This window comes from Pseudarthrobacter scleromae (assembly GCF_014644515.1).
In the GTDB taxonomy this organism is placed as follows: Bacteria; Actinomycetota; Actinomycetes; order Actinomycetales; family Micrococcaceae; genus Arthrobacter; species Arthrobacter scleromae.
In genome coordinates this window covers 166,801-186,772 of record NZ_BMKV01000003.1, presented here as the reverse complement: position 1 = coordinate 186,772, position 19,972 = coordinate 166,801, and the positions used below count along the sequence as shown (strand labels likewise).

Below are 19,972 nucleotides of genomic sequence, written 5' to 3'. Positions count from 1 at the left end.
TCAGGTGCCTAGGCTTGGAAAGGTAAGCATGCTTAGCTTTTGTCATCCGAGCACCAGGAGGACCACATGACAGACCAGTACACCTTCCGCAATCCGGTCACCGCGTACGAAAAGATCTCCCCGCCAAAGCAGCACCAGCCCGAGCCGGGACTGGATGCGGAGCTGGCACCCAAGGCCGACCTTGGCGAGGAGACCTACCGCGGTACCGGCAGGCTGGAAGGGCGCAAGGCGATCGTCACCGGCGCGGACTCAGGCATCGGTGCAGCAACGGCCATTGCCTTCGCCCGGGAGGGGGCCGACGTCGTTCTCTCCTACCTTCCGGAGGAAGAAGAGGATGCCGCCCGCATTGCGGGCCTCATCGAGGCCGCCGGGCGCAAGGCCATCAAGGTCCCCGGTGACCTCAAGGACGCGTCCGTGTGCCGCGACGTGGTGGACACTGCCGTGGCGGTGCTGGGCAGCATCGACATCCTGGTCAACAACGCCGGGAAACAGGTGGCGCAGGAGGACCTCGCCGACATCACGGATGAGCAGTTCGACCACACACTGAAGACCAATGTGTACGCGATGTTCTGGCTGACCAAGGCAGCACTTCCCCATATGCCGGCCGGGTCCACCATTATCAACACCACGTCCATCCAGGCCTACAGCCCGTCCCCGACGCTGGTGGATTACGCCACCACCAAGGCCAGCATCAACAACTTCACGAAGGGCCTGGCGCAGCAGCTGGCGCCCAAGGGCATCCGCGTCAATGCGGTGGCGCCGGGTCCCATCTGGACCCCGCTGCAGGTCAGCAGCGGCCAGCCGAAGGAGGAGCTGCCGGAGTTCGGGCAGTCGACGCCGCTGGGCCGGGCAGGCCAGCCGGCGGAGCTCGCCCCCGCCTACGTCTTCCTCGCCTCACCGGAATCCAGCTATGTTGTGGGCGAAACGCTGAACGTCAACGGCGGCAGCCCCACGCCGTAGCCCCGGGCTGTACCGGAAAGATACCGACGGCGGTGCCCCGCCTGATGCGCGGAGCACCGCCGTCGGCCTCTTATTTCCTGGCCCCTACTTCTCGTCCTGGTCTGCAAGCAGCTCGTCAGTGGCGGCGTCGGGCTGTCCATCGAAGAACTGGGCCAGGACCGTTTTGAATACCGTTTCCCCCGGGGCTGCCCGGAGGAACAACGTCATGGAGGAGTGCAGCTTCCGGGCGTCAATGCTCCCGAAGATGTCCTCCGCCGGGCCGCCTGAGTGATTGGTGACGGCCAGGGCGGACTCGAGCAGCCGTGGGCCGAGCACCGGGTGGGCCAGATACTCCCGTGCTTCAGCCAGGGAGCCGATGGCGTACCGTCGAGACATTTCGCTGTGGCCCAGGCCCGCGAACTGCGGAAAGATGAACCACATCCAGTGGCCGGATTTCCGGCCCAGCTGCAGTTCCGCCAACGCCTGGCCGTATGTGCCGCCGCTGTCCTGGGCGGCGACGAACCGGTCAAGGTTATAGGGATCGTTCATGGGTGTCTCCTTGTGGTGGGGCTTCGGGGGCGGCTTGCTGGTCAATAAAGGCGGCGGCGGTGCGCAGCTGGCTGTCGGAGTCCGTCCGCCACCGGGCCAGGACCACGGCTGCGCGCTGCCGGTCCCGCCCGCCGAGCCCCGCCAGGAACGGCGCCACGACGTCGGACAGCAGCGGCTCCACCAGTTCCCGGGTCCCAGCAGACCGCAGGAAGCCCTCAATACGGGTCAGGTCCGAGTGGCGCAGGAGTGCCCTGGTGGATTGCAGCAGCACAACAGCGGCGAGCCTGCGCTCAAAAACGGCTCGGGAACCGGGCCTGGGCTGGCCCCAGAGGGCGGACGCCAGCTGGACAACGGCGTCGTGGTCGAGGTCCTTGTATTTCCGGAGGGCGTCGCGGACGGTTCCCCGGACTGCGCCCACCGAGGAGCCGTAGGAGGCCAGCTGCCCGCCCAGCCTGTCCTCGACGTCGTCCGCCCGGTACCAGGCGCCCTCATTCTGCAGGGTGCGATCAACGAAGCCTGCAGCAGCGGACACCCGGTCCAGGGTGCTGCTCATTGGCCGCGGCCCGCCGATGCGTGGCGGATACAGAACGGGGTCCACGGCCGTGCCTCCAGCCTGCCTTCGGCGATGGCTTCCCCGCACACAGCACAGGTCCCGTATGTACCGGCGGCAATCCTGGCCAGGGCGGCGTCCACTTGGTCCAGCCCTGCGCTGCTTTGCTTCAGCAGGGCGGACGCCTGGGACAGCTCGAAAGCGATGGTGGAGCCTTCCGGGTCATGTTCGTCGTCCACATTCGAATCCTGGCGCGCCGAGTTGGCGGAGGCGATGTCTGCGCGTAGGGCCGGCAGGAGGGCCACCTTCCGCTCCCGTTCCTCCTCAAGAAGGATCCGGAAGCGTTCATAGTCAGGCATGGGAAAAGCCTACGCGGGGTCAGTACCAGTTCTTTGCCATGGAGTGGTTCCAGGCGGCGCAGGGCGAGCCGTACCGCTCCCGGATGTAGCCCAGCCCCCAGTCGATCTGCGTCCGGTAGCTGGTAAGCCAGTCGGCACCAGCACTGGAGTACTTGCCTGGCGGCAGGGCCTGCGCGATTCCGTAGGCGCCCGAATAGGGGTTGGTGGCGGTGGTCAGCCAGTTCGATTCCTTGGTCCACAGCTGGGCCAGGCAGAGGAACTGGTCCTGGCCCCAGCCGTGGGCGCCCAACCTGGTGGAGGCGTAGCTTTTAGCTCCTGCCGGGTCATTGACCGCGCCGCCGGGGAGGGAAGGCACGACGACGGGCGGCGGGCTTGGCGGCGCAGGGGGCGGGCTGGCCGGGGCAGGGTTTGTCGGAGCCGGGTCCGCCGGAGCCGGATTGACGGGCGCGGGGGCTGGGCCGCCGGGCTGGGGCGCTTCCGGAGCCGCGGGCCCGGCGGCGGGCAGCGGTGCGGGCCGGGCAGCCGCGTCGGCCTGCCGGCGGGACTGTCCTTCAGCCGCGGCGCGTTTGGCCGCCTGGGATGCCTCGTAGGCGGCCAGCGCCGCCTGGCCCTGCCGGTAGGCGTTCTCCACCTCCGCCGTCGTGCCTTTGAGCGACGCCAGCTGCGCCGTTAGCTGCCCGCTGCGTTGCTTTTCCTCCGCCGCCTGGCGGGTCACGGCGTCCTGGGCGGACCGGGCCTCCGTGAGCCTGGCTTCGGCTTCAAGGGACAGCCGCCCGCGCTCATCCTTCGCAGCCTGTTCCTGGGCCGCCAGCGCAGCAGCGATCTTTCCTGCGACCGACGCCTTGTGCACGAGTGCGGCGGTCTTGTCCCCCACGATCTGCACCACGTTGAGCCCGTGCACGGTGTTGCTCTGGACGGCGTCGAGGGCAACAAAGAACCCCATGTTCGTACCGCCGGTTTTGTATGACTGGGCCGCCAGCGCACCGAGCTCTTTCCTGTGCTGGACAAGGTCAAAGTGAGCCTGCTCGGTCTGTGCCGCCAGGACTTCCACCTTGGCAGATGCAGCCTGCAAAGCCGCGTCCGTCACCGCGTACTCCGCTGCTGCCTGCACCGCGGCGGAGCCTGCGGCCTCGGACTGGTCCTGAAGGGCGGACAGTAAGCCACCTATCCTGGCAATTTCCGCGGTCTTTTTGGCCTCGCTCTCCTTCGCGTCCTGCACCTCCTCCCAGGACGGGAAATCGCCGGGCGGGACCTCCGCAGCACCCGCCGGCGTAAGCCATAGGGTTCCCACCAGCGCAAATGAAAGAAGCGCCGCGGCGAGCCGCGCCCTGGGTTTGGTAACGAACCGGCACATAGTCGGGAAGCCTACCGCCTTCACCCTCAGGTTGAAGGCGGACGTTTCTACATCGTTATGGACCGAAGGCAGTTACGTTGACGGAAAGGGCAGAAGTGCCGGCCTCTTACAAATGCTGGCCGAACCAGGCAAGGGTGTCATTCCACGCGGCCGTCGCCTGGGCTTCGTTGTAGCGGTCGCCGGTGTCGTTATGGAAGGCATGGTCCACGCCGGGGTAGACCGTGAGCTGGTGGACAACACCGGAGGCTGCCAGCGCATCCTTGAGCGCAGGCATTGGCCCGGTGATGCGTTGATCGAGTTCAGCGTAGACCCCGAATACGGCCGCCTTGATGTCCGGTACTTTGGCCAGGTCGGGGGCGGGTCCATAGAACGCCGCAGTTGCCTTCAAGCCGTCCAGTTCGGCGGCCGCCTGCCAGGTGATGCCGCCGCCGAAGCAGTAGCCGGTCATGGCGACGCGGCCACCGTCCACGAAGTCCTGGGCCTGGAGGTACTCCAGTGCTGCCGCAAAGTCGGCCACGTGCCGCTGGGCGCCGGCCTGGGTGAGGGCGCCGGGTACGGCGTCGCGGTCCATGCCGGCCGTCCCACCTTCACGGCTGAGCAGGTCAAGCGCCAGGGCGGCATACCCCTCCTTCGCGAAGCGGCGGGCCACGTCTTCGATGTGGGGCGTCAGCCCGCGGTTCTCATGGCAGATCAACACGGCAGGAGCGCGCCCTTCCTGCTCGGGCCTGGCCAGGTAGGCACTGACGGAGGCGCCGCCGGACGGAAACTGGACGGACGCCGTCGTCAATCCTGGCGCACCCTCAGGGACAGAGAGCGGGCTTTTAGCCCCGGGCACCGCTCCCGACCCCGCAGTCCCGGCAGCGGACGTCGGGGACGTCGGGGACGGTTCCGGGGTGGGCATGGGGTCGGTGCTCCGCGGCACCTCGCTGGGGGTACAACCCACCAGCAGCATCGCCGCCGACGCCGCCGCCATGCTGCCGGTAATGAAAGCAACCCGCCGGGTAAAGGTCCGCTGGCTCAGCGCGCCGGACCGGTAGTCGTCAAAGAATTCCTCAATCAGGTACTTCTCATACTTGCCAAGCTGCGTCACAGTGCCTCCTCGGGGTGACGAACATACTCCTCCCCCAGCCACCTCCGGACAAGGTTCAGCGGCGATCTTTGCCCGTCCTTTATCGCTTTGTGATAAACATCATTGCCCTGCAAAATCGGCGCGCCTGCACTTCGCCCCGGGGGCGCTGTGGCACGCGAAATCCAGTCGATAGCCAAACCGAGAGAATCGCCTCGCATGTTATCCAAATGTGACAATGGGTGCTAAGTCGGGTTATGGTCTTCAAGTGTCCCTCCCAGACGGGACATTCCCCGTCAGAATGCCGAGCCCTGCCACTGACCCGGGAACCAACGCTTTCCAGCTGGCAGGGACGGGGGAACCAAGTTTCCGCGGCCTTTGAAGGCCTTGGGGTTAAGTCGATAGCGCGTCCGTTCCATTCGGAGGTGTTACCGGCCGGGTATCTCCAACCCGAACCCGACAGCTCACCCCGCAGGCATGGGAGAGGCGATCAACTGTGTCAAAAAATTCCACCACTGCCCGTCACCGCGCAACGCCGGCCCGCTCCATCGCGATCGAAGGGCTGGCTGTTTCGGCCAAGTCCCTGGGCCGTCCGGCTCTGGCCGTAGCAGCAGCCTCCGGCATTGCCTTCGGCGTCGGCGCCCCGGCCCACGCCGGTGTGAACGGTCCGGACACCACCGAGACCGCTAGCGTCCAGGCTTCGGCCGCCCCTGCGGCAGCAGTCGCAGCCCCCGCCGCAGCAGCCGGCAACGTCCACACGGTTGTATCGGGCGACACCCTTGGTGCCATTGCGTCGATGCACGGTGTCAGCCTGAATGACGTCCTGTCAGCCAACGGGCTTTCCGTCTCCACGATCATCTACCCCGGTGACCAGATCCAGATTCCCGCCGCGGGATCTGCTCCGGCCGCTCCGGCCGCAGCCTACGTTGCACCGGCTGCAGCACCGGCACCGGCTCCGGTCCAGACCGCTGCTGTTACTACCCCGGCGAACACCGGAATGAACATGTCCTACGCATCAGCCCCGGTTGCAGCCACGGGCAGCGGCGCCGGAGCAGCCATCCTGGCCAACGCCTACGGCCAGGTGGGCCAGATCCAGGACTGCACCGCCATGGTGGAGAAAGCCCTGCGCACGGTCGGCAAGTCGGTCGGCGACCTCGCCCCGGGCCAGTTCTACCAGTACGGCACCACCGTGGGCACCCCCGCTCCCGGTGACCTGGTGATCACCGCCGGCCACGTGGGCGTCTACGCCGGCGACGGCCAGGTTGTCAGCGGCGGCGTGAACGGCAACCAGACCGCCGTTCACTCCATCAGCTGGCTCAGCGGCGCTTCCTTCGTCCGCGTGGCATAGTCACCACGGACACAGGCGCAGCTGGCCCGTAAGGGCCAGGCCACTCCAGATAAAGACGGCAGCCGGGTTCTCCCGGCTGCCGCCTTTGTCATGCTTCCACGGTTGTCATTCTTGATCCGTCCGGAGGCCAGCACCGCCCCGGGTCAGGTACCGCAGAAGGTCCGGTAGGTGCCGAAGTCCTCCGGCGGCCCCTCGGTGTAGCGCTCCAGCCCCGGGCGTTCATGGAACGGGGCCCTCACCACTTCCAGGAAACGGTCGAATGGGCCCATATCCCCCTCCGTGGCGGCCGCCAGCGCTTCCTCCACCAGGTGGTTCCGGGGAATGTACACCGGGTTGACGCTGTCCATCAGCCCGGCGTCGGGCTTCAGGCCGGCCCAGCGCCCAGCCCAGGCATCAAACGCGGCGAGATCCAGGACCATGCCCCGCGCCGGCCTGGCATCACCCCTGGCGGCCTGGCCAAGGCTCCGGAAGAACTGTGTGTAATCGACAGGTCCGTCCTTCAGCAGGGCGATCACCCCGTCCACCAGTTCCGATGCCTCGTCCCCCTCCTTGCTTCCGGCCGGCCCGCCGTTGATGCCAAGCTTTGCCTTCATGCCGTTGAACCAGGCATCGCTGTACTGGCTGCGGAACTTCCCCAGCGCCTCCACTGCGGGGGCGACTGCCTGTTCCTGGTCCTCGTGGAAGAGCGGCAGCATGGCCTCCGCCAGCCGCGCCAGGTTCCACTCAGCCACCACCGGCTGGTTGGCGTAGGCGTAGCGGCCGCCGACGTCAATGGAGCTGTACACGGCCCCGGGATTGAAAGCGTCCATGAAGGCGCAGGGGCCGTAGTCGATGGTTTCGCCGGAAATGGTCATGTTGTCCGTGTTCATGACGCCGTGCACAAACCCCACCAGCATCCACCGGGCCACCAGCCCGGCCTGGGCGGCCACCACCGAGGCGAACAGTTCCAGGTAGGGATGTTCAGCTTGGGCTGCGTCCGGGTAGTGCCTGCTGATGGCATGGTCCGCCAGCCGGCGGAGGAGCTCCATGTTGTCCGTGGCCCGGGCATATTGGAAGCTGCCCACCCGGAGATGGCTGCTGGCCACCCGGGCCAGGACGGCGCCGGGCAACATGGTGTCCCGCCGCACCGGGCGTCCTGTGGCCACAACGGCAAGGGCCCGGGTGGTGGGGATGTTCAAGGCGTGCATTGCCTCGCTCACAAGGTATTCCCGCAGCATGGGGCCGACGACGGCGCGGCCGTCGCCAGCCCGGGCGAAGGGTGTGCGGCCGGAGCCTTTGAGATGCACGTCCCGCCGGCGCCCGCCAACGTCCACCAGTTCGCCGAGCAGGAGCGCCCGGCCGTCGCCGAGCAGCGGTGAGTAGCCGCCGAACTGGTGCCCGGCGTATGCCTGGGCAACCGGGATGGCTCCAGCCGGGACGTGGTTTCCCAGGAGCAGCCGCACGCCTTCGGGGGTTTTCAGGTATTCAGGGGCAAGTCCCAGCTCGCCGGCCAGGGCATCGTTGAGAACCAGGAGCCCGGGTTCGGGCGCTTCCTCGGCCTGCCACGGAACGGCGAGTTCCGGGAGTTCACTGGCGAAAAGTCCTTCGAAGGTGACAGTTGATTCTGCTGCTGCAGTCATGAATCAACCCTATCGCCGTCGTTTGTCCTGCGGTTGATCATCCAGGTGATAAGCCACAGGATGACTCCAATGGCCATCAGTCCGCCGGCGATCTGGTACTGGATGATGTTCCTGCCCACCCATGGTCCGGCAAGGAATGCGCACAAGGCGGCGGCAACGAGCGGAAGCTGGCCCGGGGACGTGAAGAACACCTTGCGGTGGGGATCCCGTTTGCGGCGCAGCACCACGCAGGCCACGTTGACCACCGTGAAAACGCACAGCAGCAGGAAGGCGGTGGTGCCCGAAAGGTTCGCCACAATGTTGCTTTCGGGATCACTGGTGACATACAGGATGAGGCCCAGTGCCAGGACAGTGGAGAAGGCAATTCCCGCCCATGGGGTGCGCCGGACGGGAAGGACCTTGCCCAGCTGGCGGGGCAGGACATGCTGGCGGGCCATGCCGTAAATCAGCCGGCTGGCCATCAGCATGTTGATGAGGGCCGTATTGGCGACTGCGAAGACTGCCAGGAAGGGAAAGACCCTGTCGATCGGGAAGTCCGGTGAGCCCTTGTGGACCACTTCCAGCAGGGCCGCGCCCTCAGCTTCCCGGATGCCCTCGAGTTCGGTGGGCGTGAGGACGCTCACCACGGACACCGCCACCAGCATGTAGAGCAGGACTGCTATGCCCAGGCCGGTGAGCATGGTGCGGGGAAAGATTTTCTCGGGGCTCTGGGTCTCTTCCACCATGTTGACCGAGTCCTCGAAGCCCACCATGGCAAAAAACGCGATGGAGGTGGCTGCGGTGACGGCCAGGAAGAGTCCCTTGTCCTGGGAGTCGTTGAAGACAAAGATCTCGCCCGGGTTTCCGGTCCCCTGGGCCATGACAAAGAACCCGACGCCGATCACAATGCACAGTGCGGCCATCTCCACCACCGTGAGCACCACATTGAACTTGACGCTCTCCCCCACCCCGCGCAAGTTGATGGCCGCCAGGAGGATCATGAATCCAAGGGCAACCGCGGTGATCACGCCCTGACCGGGGTTGCCCATCCAGCCGTTGATCTCAAGGCCGCCAAAGAAGTTCTGGGCCAGGACATTCGCAGAGGTGGACGCACTGGTGATTCCGGAGCAGACGACCGCAAAAGCCACCAGGAAGGTGACGAAGTGGATCCCGAACGCCTTATGCGTGTACAGCGCGGCGCCCGCCGCCTGTGGATACTGCGTAACCAGTTCAAGGTAGGAGAAGGCGGTGAGCGTGGCCACCACGAAGGCCAGCAGGAACGGCAGCCAGACGATTCCCCCCACGGTGCCGGCCATGGTTCCGGTCACCGCGTAGACGCCGGCGCCGAGGATGTCCCCCACGATGAACAGCAGGAGGAGCTTGGGTCCCAGCACTCTCTTGAGCGTGGGCTCCTTGCCATGCGCGGTAACGTCTGACACTTCTTCTGAAGCTGCACTCATGAGTGACCTCCCTGGCTGACTGGGCTGAATGAGGGGTTTGGCATCGATGCCGTGACCGGCCCGCGCTGCAGCGCGGCGCCTGGGGACCAGCGCCGCCGCCGCGGGAAGCCGATACGCTGCAGGTCCTCTGCGGCGATGACCGCAGCAGTACCCGCACGGGCGCGCGCCTGGGCCGAGAGCAGTGTGGCGTCGCCGCCGTACCGTGCGGAGAAGTGCGTGAGCACCAAAGTGCGAGCCCCGGCATGTGCCGCCAGCTCGCCCGCCTGCCCTGCTGTGAGGTGGCGGTACTGGCCGGCCAGCCCGGCGTCGTCGTCGGCGAAGGTCGACTCGGCGACGAGGAGGTCGACGCCGTCGGCCAGTTCTTCTGCGCCCCGGCAGGGCGCCGTGTCCATCACGAAGGCGAAACGCTGGCCCGGCCGGGCGGCGCTGACGTCATCAAGCCGCACCCCTGCCAGGCTCCCTTGGCGCTGCAGGCGCCCTGTTTCCGGCCCGGAGATCCCTGCCGCCTGCAGGCGTTCCGGCAGCAGGGTCCGGCCGTCCGGTTCGACCAACCGGTAGCCGTAGGTTTCTATGCGGTGCTTGAGGGGCTGGACTTCCAGGCCGTCACCCACCGGTCCGGCTTCTCCGTGCGGGTGCAGCCTGAGGTCCACACCCGGTGTGCTGACGGACACAAGCGCCCGGACCACGTCCCCGCCGGATGAGGGGAAGTGGAGATGGACCGGGTGGGGCACGGCGTCGAGGGCCATGCGCGAGAGCACCCCCGGCAGCCCGAAGCAATGGTCACCGTGAACGTGTGTGAGGCAGATGCGGGTGATCATGTTCGCGGACACCCCGGCATGGATCATTTGGCGTTGCGTTCCCTCGCCCGGATCGAAAAGCAGGCCCTCGCCGTCCCAGCGCAGGAGGTAGCCGTTGTGGTTCCGGGTCCGGGTGGGGACCTGGGACGCGGTGCCGAGGACGACGAGCTGGCGCATTGTTATTAAGGGCCAAAAAGCAGGTGCCGGAAGATCCGGTACCTGCTTTGTTGGTTGCGGCGGCGGCTTAGCGCCGCCGGAGCATTCCCATGATCCTGCCGGCTACGCCGCCCGGCCTTGCACCTGCGGCACCCGTGGTGCCGGGCGTCCGGCCGGTTGCATTCAGCCCGGTCCCGCGGGCAGTCCCGCCGGTCCCCGTCCTGCCAGCGAATCGTCCAGCGGCATTTTTGATCATGCTTCCCAAGTTCATGTGAAACTCCTTCAGTAGTGATCCTGCCAACCGATATTCATCAGCCTGCTTATGATTTTAGCCTAGTTTGGCCGCAGGTCGAGGGGATTGGCCAAACATCCCCGCCCTTAAATGAAGTCCGCAGCCCGGCCCGGGAGCTGGGGAATAGGGGCGGTCGCCCCTATTCCGGGGGCTGGAGCGGCTGCTAAATTGGCACGCCTCAGGCCATCTCCCCCCGCCAGGTGACCCGTTTTCCGGAAGGTAACCATCATGCTTTCAGACACTTCCCTCCCCGTGATCAAGGCAACACTGCCCGTGGTCGGCGATAATATCCAGGAGATCGCCAAGCGGTTCTACCAGCACATGTTCGAGGCCCGGCCGGACCTGCTGGACGGCCTGTTCAACCGGGGAAACCAGGCCGACGGCCGGCAGCAACAGGCGCTGGCCGGATCCATCGCAGCGTTCGCCCGGTACCTCGTGGAGAAACCAGACCAGCTGCCTGACCACCTGCTGTCCAGGGTTGCCCACAAGCATGTCTCGCTGGGACTAAGCCCCGACCAGTACCAGATCGTTCACGAGCACCTGTTCTGGGCCATTGTTGATGTGCTCGGCGAGGCTGTAACGCCGGACGTGGCCGCTGCATGGGACGAGGTTTACTGGCTGATGGGCAACATGTTGATCAACCAGGAACGGGGCCTGTACAACGCTGTGCACTTGTCGCCGGAGACCATCTGGCGCACCTGGCGGGTGGCTGAGCGTATACAGGAGACGGACGACGTCGTCACTTTCGTTGTGGAGCGCGTCGACGAGAGGGAGGTGAAGCCTTCCCTGCCGGGACAGTACGTGACCATCAAGATGCGGATGAAGGACGGCGTCCACCAGCCGCGGCAGTACAGCCTTACCCGCGCCGATGACGGCAAGCACCGCCACTTCGCCGTCAAGCGGGTGCACGGGCAGGGAAGTCCCGACGGCGAAATGTCCAACCTCCTGCACAACGACGTCAAAGTAGGCGACGAGGTGGTGCTCTCAGCCCCCTTCGGGGATGTAGTGCTGGAGTACACGGACAGGCCGGTGGTCATGGCCAGTGCGGGGATCGGGGTGACGCCGATGGCCGGCATGCTCTCGCACCTGGTGAAAGCCGGGAGCCAGCGCCAGGTAATGCTCCTGCATGCTGACGACAGCCCGGATTCCTTTCCTCTGCGCCGGCAGGTCGCGCAGGACCTGGAACTGCTGTCCGACGGCACCATGCACACCTGGTTCCTCAACCGGGACCAGGACTCCGACGCGTCCAGCTTTACCGGATTCATGGACGTGAACGCCGTCGAACTCCCGCTTGACGCCGAGTACTATCTCTGCGGCCCGCTGCCCTTCCTCCAGTCCGTGCGGAGCAGCCTCATTTCCAAGGGAGTTCCGCCCAAGGACATCCAGTACGAGGTGTTTGGTCCGGACCTCTGGCAGGCCGACTTCCAGTAGGGAAACGGCACCGTTACGCGGGGTGCCTAGGCTCCGCGGGCGCGGCGGAGCGCCGCCAGCCGCGAAGTGTATTCCGTCCCGTCTATGTCGCCGCGGGCGAATCGTTCGGCAAGCAGGTCCTCCGCCGCGCTTCCACCGGGTCCGGTGCTCCCGCGGTGTCCCGGGGACATGGAGCGGGCGAAAAGGACAAGGGCAGCGATGATTGCGCCCCAGAACAGGATGAAGCTCACCAGCATCAGGACGAAACCCCAGGCGCCCATGTTCCCGTCCCAGTACATCACCGCTGCTCCTCCGCCCCGCTGCCGGCCTTTGCTCGACTATCTCCGCAGAGGGCCGTGCGGGGCCAGAGTCTTTCGTCCCCTGGATTCCCCCATCCGGCTTACGTGCTTTCCTGCCCGTCAGCGCTCCAAATCGTCGGGTTCGAATTCGCTGAGCGGTGAGCCGCCGAAGGTTTCCTCATCATCACTGGCCGCGGCTTCGCCAAACTCGGCATCGGCAACAGTTTCATCCTGGATCAGCGGATCCTCCTGCCAGCGGTCCGGATTGTTCTCCGCCGCGCCAGGGTAGCTGTCCGGCTCGCCATGTACAGGGTCTAGTTCAAGGGAGGAAGCCGCGCCGGGGGTCTCATCAAGGAGCACGTCCTCATCCTGGACAACTTCAAGCCCCTCCTCGGGAAGGTTCTGTTCCGTCATGGTGATGCCTTTCTCGTGAACCGCTGGAGTAACAATAGTAAGCATACTGACCACATGGTGTCGTTGCTGACGTCCCCGCAACTGAGCCACCAGGAGCCTGCGCCGGGTTCCTCGGATTGGCACATCACTTGAAAGCGTCCACGCCGGGATTTTGCCGTGACCTTTGGCCCTATATCTGCCGTGGGCGTGGCGCCAGTCTTGTAAGTGACCACGCCCGCGCGAACCAGGAGATCCGGCCATGACAACTCGTAAACCGATCGCGGCAGCCACCAACGACTCACCGCAGAGCCAAGCGGCGGTGCTGTGGGCTGCACGCCGGGCGGAGCGGGCCGGTCTGCCCCTGGTGATCCTTCATGTTGTGGACGACAGGTGGGTGGCGGAGCCGTACCCATGGATCGGCGTCATGGAAGAGGCCGGGGACCGGCTCCTGCAGACGGCGGCCGGACGCGTCCGGGACGCGTTCCCCATCACCATTACCACCCGGCTCCTCACCGGGAGCATAGGACGTTCGCTTGCGAAGTACTCTGCCAAGGCGTCCATGCTGGTCATCGGCTCGGGCACCGGCCACCTGGGCGGTTCGCTGGCCGATCGGGCCCTTCAGGTCGCAGCCTCTTCGAAGGTTCCGGTGGCTGTGGTGGGAACGCAGGACCTGGAGGGCCGCTCCGGCGTGGTAGTGGGTGTTGACGGTTCAAAGGAAGCTACGCAGGCTGTGGCCTTCGCCGCAGCCGAGGCAGACCGGGAAGGTGAGGAGCTGACCGTGGTGTATGCCATCATCGCCCCGGACCGGGTGGAGGATGCCGGCCTGACATCCACCAGCCTCGCCGAGCTGATTGCCGAAGAGGAGCGCCTTGTCCTGGCGGAGACAGTGGCCGGGCTCAAGGAAGACTATCCAGGCCTGCAGGTACACCAGGTCCTGGAAACCGAAAAGGGTCCAGTTGAAGCCCTGGTGGATGCCGCCATGAACGCCAGGATGCTTGTGGTGGGCAACCGCGGCCGGGGCGCAATCCAGCGGCTCCTTCTGGGATCAACGGCCCATGGCGTACTCCGGCACCTGCCATGTCCTACCGTCATTACCCGGATCCAGGCCAGCAAGAACAAGAACTAGGCCGGACCCGGCCTTCCGCTCATTATTATCCCCTCCTCCTACGTTCCGGGTTGGCACCATGAAGAAGACTGCTTCAGTAATAATGCTCATCCTCGGGATCCTCATCTCGATGGTTGGCCTCGCCACTTTAGCCGGAGGTGCGGTGGCCTCGGTGGTGGGATCCGCACAGGGAGACGGATACCTCACGTCAGGCACAGCCCGCCTGGCCGTTGGGTCCCACGCCCTGACCTCACCCCGGCTTGATGCCGTCGGCGAGGGAATCCCGCCGCGCCTGCCTTTCGACGTCGGGACGCTGAGGCTGCGGGCGACGTCCGCGGACCCAGGCAAGGAGATCTTCATAGGCGTTGCCCCGCAGGACGACGTTGAGCGGTACCTTTCGGGCGTGCATCATTCGGAACTGCTTGAAGTGGACAGCCGGCCCTTCCGGGCCGAATACCGTGACATTCCCGGCACCGGCACCCCCGCACCGCCTGCAGAGCAGGCGTTCTGGAGCACGTCCGCCTCCGGCCCCGGCGAGCAGGAGCTCACGTGGGACCTGGCCGCCGGCAGCTGGGCAATAGTCATCATGAACTCCGATGGCAGCCTTGGCGTGGATGCCGAGGTGCAGGCGGGCTTCCGCTCCGATCTGATCATGCCGGCGGCCACAGGGTTGCTGGTGGGAGGGGCCGTTGCGCTGGCCATCGGAATCCCCCTGCTGGTCCTGGGCGCCATAGGGCTCGGCCGGCACGCCCGGCAGCATCCCCGCGGGCCTGCCGCACCGCCGCCCGGGTACGGACGCCCAACAGGTTACGGGCCGGGATATGGCACACAGCCGGGCTACGCCGCTGGGTATAGCCCACCGCCTGGCAACGCGGCCGGGTCTGCCCCAATCCCCGGACAGGAACCGCCGCCCGGGTATGCAGGAGGAGTGCCTGGGGCATCAGCCCCCGGCACCCAAGGAGCGCCGGGCGTGCCGGGAGCCGCGGTCCAGGGAGTTCAGCCGCTGCCCCTCCCCGTCGCCGCAGACCGCGCGGACCGCGCCCCTTATCCCGCCCGCCTCTTTGGTGACCTTGACCCTGCCCTGTCCCGGGCGATGTGGCTGGTCAAGTGGTTCCTGGCCATCCCGCACTTCATCGTGCTGGTCTTCCTGTGGTTTGCGTTCCTCGTGACCACGATTGTGGCAGGCTTCGCCATCCTGTTCACCGGCCGCTACCCCCGGCCCCTGTTCGACTTCAACGTAGGAGTTCTGCGCTGGAACTGGCGGGTGGCGTTCTACGCCTACGCCGCCGCAGGCACGGACCGTTACCCGCCCTTCACCCTGGCACACACCGACTATCCGGCGGACTTCGAAGTGGACTACCCCGAGCGGCTCTCCCGCGGACTGGTCCTGGTGAAGTGGTGGCTCCTGTCCCTCCCGCATCTGCTGATCATCGCAGCACTGTCCGGCGCTACATGGACATGGGAAACGGAAACCACTGATCTGGGCACCACCTACGAGCGAGCAACAGGCCCGTCCCTGCTGGGCCTGCTCGTCCTGGTGGCCGTGGTGGCCTTGCTGTTCACCGGAAGGTACCAGCGGCCGCTGTTCGATTTCATCCTCGGCATCAACCGCTGGATCTACCGCGTGCTGGCCTACACCGCCCTGATGCGCGATGAATACCCGCCGTTCCGGCTTGACCAGGGCCCCGCCGACGTTCCGCCCGCGGTATCGGGACCGGGTCACCAGGACCCGCCACGCCAGGAACCACCCGTGCAGGAGCCACCAGCGACTCTCCCATAAACTGCCGGGAACCCCTGCAGTGACTTTCGGCCCTACCTCCCGCTGTCCTGCCGGGACATCATAACGATGGACCACACGGGTCTCCTGAGGAGCTGAGATGAGTACTGCTGGAGCACCATTTGCCCGGATCCTTGTGGGCGTCGACGGCTCGGAGCCGTCCATCGAGGCTTTGCGGCAGGCCCAGCGCCTGGCAACGCCGCTGGGCGCGAAGGTCATGGCCAACGCTTATTGGGATTACCCGCAGGTTTACGCGGGCTACGTGATGATGGGCATCGAAGGTTTCGAGGAGCGCGCCGGGGAGATCCTCGATGAGGCGGTCAAAACAGCGTTCGGTGACGAAACGCCGTCGAACGTTACTCCCACCCTGGTCCGCGGCCATCCGCGCGAATCGCTGATCGAAGCAAGCCGGGACGCGGACATGGTGGTGGTGGGACGGCGCGGGCACGGCGGTTTCGGCGGGCTGCTGCTGGGCTCGGTCAGCTCAGCCCTGGTGGCCCATGCCCACTGCCCGGTACTGGTGGTCCACACTCCGGATGAAAAGTCCTAGGGCATTCCGGAGGAGGTCCACATGGCCGGGACCACGGCAGGCGCAGACCGTTGACGGAGCCGCTGCAAAGTGACGCACGACGGCGGATGGCGGCAGCCGCCGTCGTGCTCGCCCTGCTTGTCCTCGCCATCGTTCTTGCCGTCTTTCTGCGGGAACCGGCTGGAAGTCCTCCGCAGCCGGCGGCGCCCTCCACCTCTCCGGGCGCGTCCACCAGCCCCAGTCCCGGTCCGGCGGCCTCCAGCGCCTCTCCCTCCACAGCCGAGCCCGGCACAGCCCAGCCCTCTCCATCCCAGCCAGTGGGGGGATCGACGGAAACACCGGAGGCAGGGCAGGATCCTGTCCAGCCACCCGTCACTGTGCCGCCCGTCCCGGTCCCGCCGCCGTCCGTGCCGGTAGCCGGGCCCGGCCCTGCGCCGGATCCTGCGCCGCCGGCGGCGCCGTTCCCTTCAGCGCTCCTGAACCAGGACCTCACGGTCATCCCGAATGCGGGCCGAGTGGTGGCGCTGACTTTTGATGCCGGCGCCAACGCGGCAGGACTGCCAAAAATCCTGTCCACCCTGTCAGCCAAGGGGGTCACGGGCACGTTCTTCCTGACCGGCAACTGGGTGGAGGCCAACCCCGGCGGGGTGGGACAGATTGTCTCCGCGGGGCACCGGGTGGCCAACCACTCCATGACGCATCCGGGTTTCACCGGGCTGGACGGCACGCAGATTGCCCAGCAGGTCCGGGGAGCGGAACAAACCATCCTGGCGGCCGGAGGCGATCCGCGCCCGCTGTTCCGCTTCCCCTTCGGTGAACGGGATGCCCGCACCATTGCCGAAGTCAACAGCCTCGGCTACGTTGCGGTCCGGTGGACCGTGGACACCCTGGGGTGGAAGGGCACCAGTGGCGGCGCTACAGCCCAGACGGTCGCGGACCGCACGCTGGCCGCCCTGCAGCCAGGCAAAATTGTCCTGATGCACATCGGTTCGAATCCTGACGACGGTTCCACCCTTGATGCCGACGCCCTGCCCAACATCATCGACCGGATCAGCGCCGCAGGGTACGGCTTCGCCACCCTTGACGCGCTGCTGGCCCCCTAGGACCGGAAGGGCCAGTCATGGAAAAGACCAGGCAGGCGAGATCCACCGGCAGGCGTCCTGCTGCGGCAGCCAGCGGAACGGCTGACCCCGCTCACCACGGACTCCCCCTGCATGAGGTGGTCCTGCTGCTGGGGACGGACCACGTCCAGGGCCTCGCATCCGCGGAGGTGGCCAGCCGGCAGGTCCAGTTCGGCGCCAACGTCCTTCCGCGTTCACGCGGCGGGGGGATCTTCCGGAAACTCGCGCGGCAGTTCAACAATCCGCTGGTGTACGTGCTGCTGGCCGCGGCAGCCGTCACATTGTTCCTTGGTGAGTACCTGGATTCGGGCGTCATCCTGGCCGTCGTCCTGGTCAACACGGTGATTGGCTTTGTCCAGGAAGTCCGGGCAGAGGCTGCCCTGGATGCTCTCCACTCCCTGGTCCGCACCCGTGCAGTGGTGGTCAGGGATGGGCAACGGCTGGAGGTGCCCTCGGAGGATCTGGTTCCAGGAGACCTGGTCCTGCTCGAGGCCGGCGACAAGGTCCCGGCGGACCTTCGGCTGGTCCGGCTGTCCGGCCTGCGGGCGGACGAATCCGCACTGACAGGCGAGTCCGAAGCAGTGGCAAAGGACGAGGTGGTGCTTCCCCCGACAACACCGGTGGCGGACCGCCGGAACATGGTCTACAGCGGCACCCTGGTGACGGCCGGCACTGGCGCCGGGGTCGTCGTCGCCATCGGCGGCGAGACGGAGCTCGGTGAGATCCATCGGCTGATGGGAGCGGTCCAGCCGGTAGCCACCCCCCTGACCCAAAAGCTGGCGCGCTTCAGCATGACGCTGACGGTGGCCATCCTTGCCCTGGCCGCCGTGACCTTCCTTGCCGGCGTGGCACGCGGCCAGGAGCCCGCCCAAATGTTTACAGCCGCCGTCGCGCTGGCAGTGGGGGCAATCCCCGAAGGCCTTCCCGCGGCAGTCACCGTAACGCTCGCCATCGGCGTCCGCCGGATGGCACGGCGCCGCGCGGTGGTGCGCCGGCTGCCGGTTGTTGAGACGTTGGGCAGCACAACGGTCATCTGTTCTGACAAGACCGGCACGTTTACCGAAAACCAGATGACGGTGCGGGGCCTCTGGACTCCGGCCGGCTCCTACGACGTGACAGGCTCGGGCTACGGCCCGGAGGGGCGTATCCTTCCCGCAGGTGCGGGTGCAGGTGCGGCTGTCCAGGGCGTCGTGGAAGCGGCTGGTGGGGCGGCGACGGCGGCGCAGGACGTTGCGCTGCATTGGTCCCTCCTGGCCGGCGGCGCCTGCAATGACGCAAAGGTGGTCAGGGAAGGGGATGTCTGGCAGGTCCAGGGGGATCCCACGGAGGCGGCGATGCTGGTGGCCGCCGGGAAGGGCGGCGTGGACATTGCGCAGTTCCTCGCCGCCACTCCGCGCCGCAGCGCGCTGCCCTTCACGTCCGAGCGCCTGTACATGGCCACCCTCCACTCCCCCCGGCTCCCGGACGGAAGCGGCACCGGGAAGGACACCGTGCTGGTGAAGGGCGCCGTGGAACGGGTGCTGGAGCTGTGCGCCTGGCAAATGGACAGCCACGGCGCCAACGGGTACCTCAACAAGCAGGCAGTCCTGGAGGTTGCGCACCAGTTTGCCGGCACGGGACTGAGGGTCCTGGCGACCGCCACGATGCACTTGCCTGCCGGCACCGTCCTCTCGGAGGCAAACCTGCACGGGCAGATGACGCTGACAGGGCTCCAGGCGATGTTCGATCCGCCGCGGGAGGCGGCAGCGGCGGCAGTCCGTGCCTGCCACCAGGCCGGAGTGGCCGTCAAGATGATCACCGGGGACCACGTGGGAACGGCCGCCACCATCGCCGAGGCCGTGGGCATCACCGCGGACCGGGCGGACGGGACAGCACTGACCGGAGTGGAGCTGGACGCGATTCCCGCAGACCAGCTGCCGGATGCGGTGGAGCGGGCAACCGTCTTCGCGCGGGTATCCCCCGAGCAGAAGCTCCGCCTCATCGGTGCACTCCAGTCCCGGGGACACGTGGCTGCCATGACGGGGGACGGCGTCAACGATGCACCGGCCCTCCGCCAGGCGAACGTAGGGATCGCCATGGGCCGGTCGGGGACGGAAGTGGCCAAGGAGGCCTCGGACATCGTCCTCACCGACGACGACTTCGCCACGATTGAGGCAGCTGTAGAGGAAGGCAGGAACGTCTTTGACAACCTGACCAAATTCATGGTCTGGACCCTGCCCACCAACATGGGGGAAGGCCTGGTGATCCTCGTGGCGATCCTGGCCGGAGCAACGCTGCCCGTCCTGCCCACGCAGATTCTCTGGATCAACATGACCACCGCTGTGTGCCTGGGCCTGATGCTGGCCTTCGAACCGAAGGAGCCGGGCCTTATGTCCCGCCCTCCGCGGGCCCCCGGCCGGCCGCTCCTGACCTGGGCCCTCACGTTCCGGATCCTGCTGGTCTCCGCCCTGCTCGTGGCAGGCACCTGGTGGATATTCGAACTTGAACTGGCCAGTGGAGCGTCCCTCGCCGAGGCCCGGACCGCGGCGGTGAACGTCTTTGTGGCGGTGGAACTGTTCTACCTCTTCAGCTGCCGTTCCCTTACGCGGTCTGTCTGGCGGATCGGCTTCTTCAGCAACCGCTGGGTCATCCTGGGCGTCATGGTCCAGGCGGCCGGCCAGTTGGCCATCACCTACTCACCGGTGATGAACGGGCTCTTCCACACGGCCCCCATCGGTGTGGACACGTGGCTGCGGATCCTGGGCATCGCCGTGCTGGCTTCACTCGTTGTCGCCGTGGACAGGCGCTTCCGGCGCCACGCGTTCTAGGCAGGTCCAGCACTCCAGGACCTTTGCCGCACCAGGGCCATGCGATAAATCCGAGCATCTCGC

18 protein-coding genes and 1 riboswitch are annotated in these 19,972 nt (G+C 66.6%); of the genes, 8 read left to right on the top strand and 10 right to left on the bottom strand.

Going from position 1 to position 19,972, the window contains the following annotated elements; genetic code table 11:
* Window positions 1-66: 66 nt before the first annotated feature.
* Complete coding sequence (locus IEX33_RS08965) at window positions 67-960, top strand: glucose 1-dehydrogenase (RefSeq protein ID WP_174181163.1); 894 nt, start codon at window positions 67-69, stop codon at window positions 958-960.
* A gap of 84 nt (window positions 961-1,044) precedes the next feature.
* Here IEX33_RS08965 and IEX33_RS08960 read toward each other — a convergent pair whose 3' ends face one another.
* The 5 genes from IEX33_RS08960 to IEX33_RS08940 form a co-directional block, all read right to left on the bottom strand.
* Entirely contained in the window at window positions 1,045-1,488 is a 444-nt protein-coding gene (locus tag IEX33_RS08960; protein ID WP_188729500.1) for a DUF1810 domain-containing protein, read from the bottom strand.
* A complete protein-coding gene (locus IEX33_RS08955) occupies window positions 1,472-2,041 on the bottom strand; it encodes a DNA alkylation repair protein (protein ID WP_188729498.1) in 570 nt (189 codons plus the stop codon). Before IEX33_RS08955 ends, IEX33_RS08960 begins: the two co-directional genes overlap by 17 nt.
* Window positions 2,038-2,397, bottom strand: coding sequence for a TraR/DksA family transcriptional regulator (locus IEX33_RS08950; RefSeq protein ID WP_104185980.1), 360 nt, complete (start codon window positions 2,395-2,397; stop codon window positions 2,038-2,040). The genes IEX33_RS08955 and IEX33_RS08950 overlap by 4 nt, the downstream gene beginning before the upstream one ends.
* Window positions 2,398-2,416: 19 nt before the next feature.
* Window positions 2,417-3,688 (bottom strand): aggregation-promoting factor C-terminal-like domain-containing protein, encoded by a 1,272-nt coding sequence (locus IEX33_RS08945; protein WP_229675304.1) that lies wholly within the window; start codon window positions 3,686-3,688, stop codon window positions 2,417-2,419.
* 169 nt (window positions 3,689-3,857) lie between these two features.
* Window positions 3,858-4,841, bottom strand: coding sequence for a dienelactone hydrolase family protein (locus IEX33_RS08940; protein ID WP_188729494.1), 984 nt, complete (start codon window positions 4,839-4,841; stop codon window positions 3,858-3,860).
* Between the two features lie 299 nt (window positions 4,842-5,140).
* Window positions 5,141-5,310, top strand: a riboswitch (cyclic di-AMP (ydaO/yuaA leader).
* Between the two features lie 3 nt (window positions 5,311-5,313).
* Here IEX33_RS08940 and IEX33_RS08935 point away from each other — a divergent pair.
* Window positions 5,314-6,165, top strand: coding sequence for a C40 family peptidase (locus tag IEX33_RS08935; protein WP_188729493.1), 852 nt, complete (start codon window positions 5,314-5,316; stop codon window positions 6,163-6,165).
* Window positions 6,166-6,308: 143 nt separating this feature from the next.
* Here the strand turns inward: IEX33_RS08935 and IEX33_RS08930 are convergent, their stop codons facing one another.
* From IEX33_RS08930 to IEX33_RS08920, 3 genes are read right to left on the bottom strand one after another with little or no spacing between them, the layout of a single operon-like run.
* A complete protein-coding gene (locus tag IEX33_RS08930) occupies window positions 6,309-7,784 on the bottom strand; it encodes a protein adenylyltransferase SelO (protein ID WP_188729492.1) in 1,476 nt (491 codons plus the stop codon).
* A complete protein-coding gene (locus tag IEX33_RS08925) occupies window positions 7,781-9,223 on the bottom strand; it encodes an APC family permease (protein ID WP_188729491.1) in 1,443 nt (480 codons plus the stop codon). Before IEX33_RS08925 ends, IEX33_RS08930 begins: the two co-directional genes overlap by 4 nt.
* Window positions 9,220-10,197 carry a ribonuclease Z gene (locus tag IEX33_RS08920; RefSeq protein WP_188729490.1) on the bottom strand — a complete coding sequence of 326 codons (978 nt, stop codon included), beginning with the start codon at window positions 10,195-10,197 and terminating at the stop codon, window positions 9,220-9,222. The genes IEX33_RS08925 and IEX33_RS08920 overlap by 4 nt, the downstream gene beginning before the upstream one ends.
* A gap of 499 nt (window positions 10,198-10,696) precedes the next feature.
* On the opposite strand from IEX33_RS08920, the gene IEX33_RS08915 reads away from it, so the two are divergent.
* Entirely contained in the window at window positions 10,697-11,899 is a 1,203-nt protein-coding gene (locus IEX33_RS08915; RefSeq protein ID WP_188729489.1) for a globin domain-containing protein, read from the top strand.
* Between the two features lie 26 nt (window positions 11,900-11,925).
* Here IEX33_RS08915 and IEX33_RS08910 read toward each other — a convergent pair whose 3' ends face one another.
* Window positions 11,926-12,177, bottom strand: coding sequence for an SHOCT domain-containing protein (locus IEX33_RS08910; RefSeq protein ID WP_188730114.1), 252 nt, complete (start codon window positions 12,175-12,177; stop codon window positions 11,926-11,928).
* Between the two features lie 120 nt (window positions 12,178-12,297).
* Window positions 12,298-12,591: a hypothetical protein gene (locus IEX33_RS08905; RefSeq protein ID WP_188729487.1), complete on the bottom strand. Its 294-nt coding sequence runs from the start codon at window positions 12,589-12,591 to the stop codon at window positions 12,298-12,300.
* Window positions 12,592-12,829: 238 nt separating this feature from the next.
* Between IEX33_RS08905 and IEX33_RS08900 the strand changes: the two genes are divergently transcribed.
* The 5 genes from IEX33_RS08900 (at window position 12,830) to IEX33_RS08880 (ending at window position 19,909) form a co-directional block, all read left to right on the top strand.
* Window positions 12,830-13,696 (top strand): universal stress protein, encoded by an 867-nt coding sequence (locus IEX33_RS08900; RefSeq protein ID WP_188729485.1) that lies wholly within the window; start codon window positions 12,830-12,832, stop codon window positions 13,694-13,696.
* A gap of 58 nt (window positions 13,697-13,754) precedes the next feature.
* Window positions 13,755-15,455 (top strand): DUF4389 domain-containing protein, encoded by a 1,701-nt coding sequence (locus tag IEX33_RS08895; RefSeq protein WP_188729483.1) that lies wholly within the window; start codon window positions 13,755-13,757, stop codon window positions 15,453-15,455.
* Window positions 15,456-15,552: 97 nt separating this feature from the next.
* Window positions 15,553-16,002, top strand: a complete 450-nt coding sequence (locus tag IEX33_RS08890; protein ID WP_188729481.1) for a universal stress protein — start codon at window positions 15,553-15,555, stop codon at window positions 16,000-16,002.
* Between the two features lie 50 nt (window positions 16,003-16,052).
* The gene (locus IEX33_RS08885; protein WP_229675303.1) at window positions 16,053-17,084 is read left to right on the top strand and encodes a polysaccharide deacetylase family protein; all 1,032 of its coding nucleotides are present in this window, start codon (window positions 16,053-16,055) and stop codon (window positions 17,082-17,084) included.
* Between the two features lie 17 nt (window positions 17,085-17,101).
* The gene (locus IEX33_RS08880; protein ID WP_188729479.1) at window positions 17,102-19,909 is read left to right on the top strand and encodes a cation-translocating P-type ATPase; all 2,808 of its coding nucleotides are present in this window, start codon (window positions 17,102-17,104) and stop codon (window positions 19,907-19,909) included.
* Window positions 19,910-19,972 lie beyond the last annotated feature (63 nt).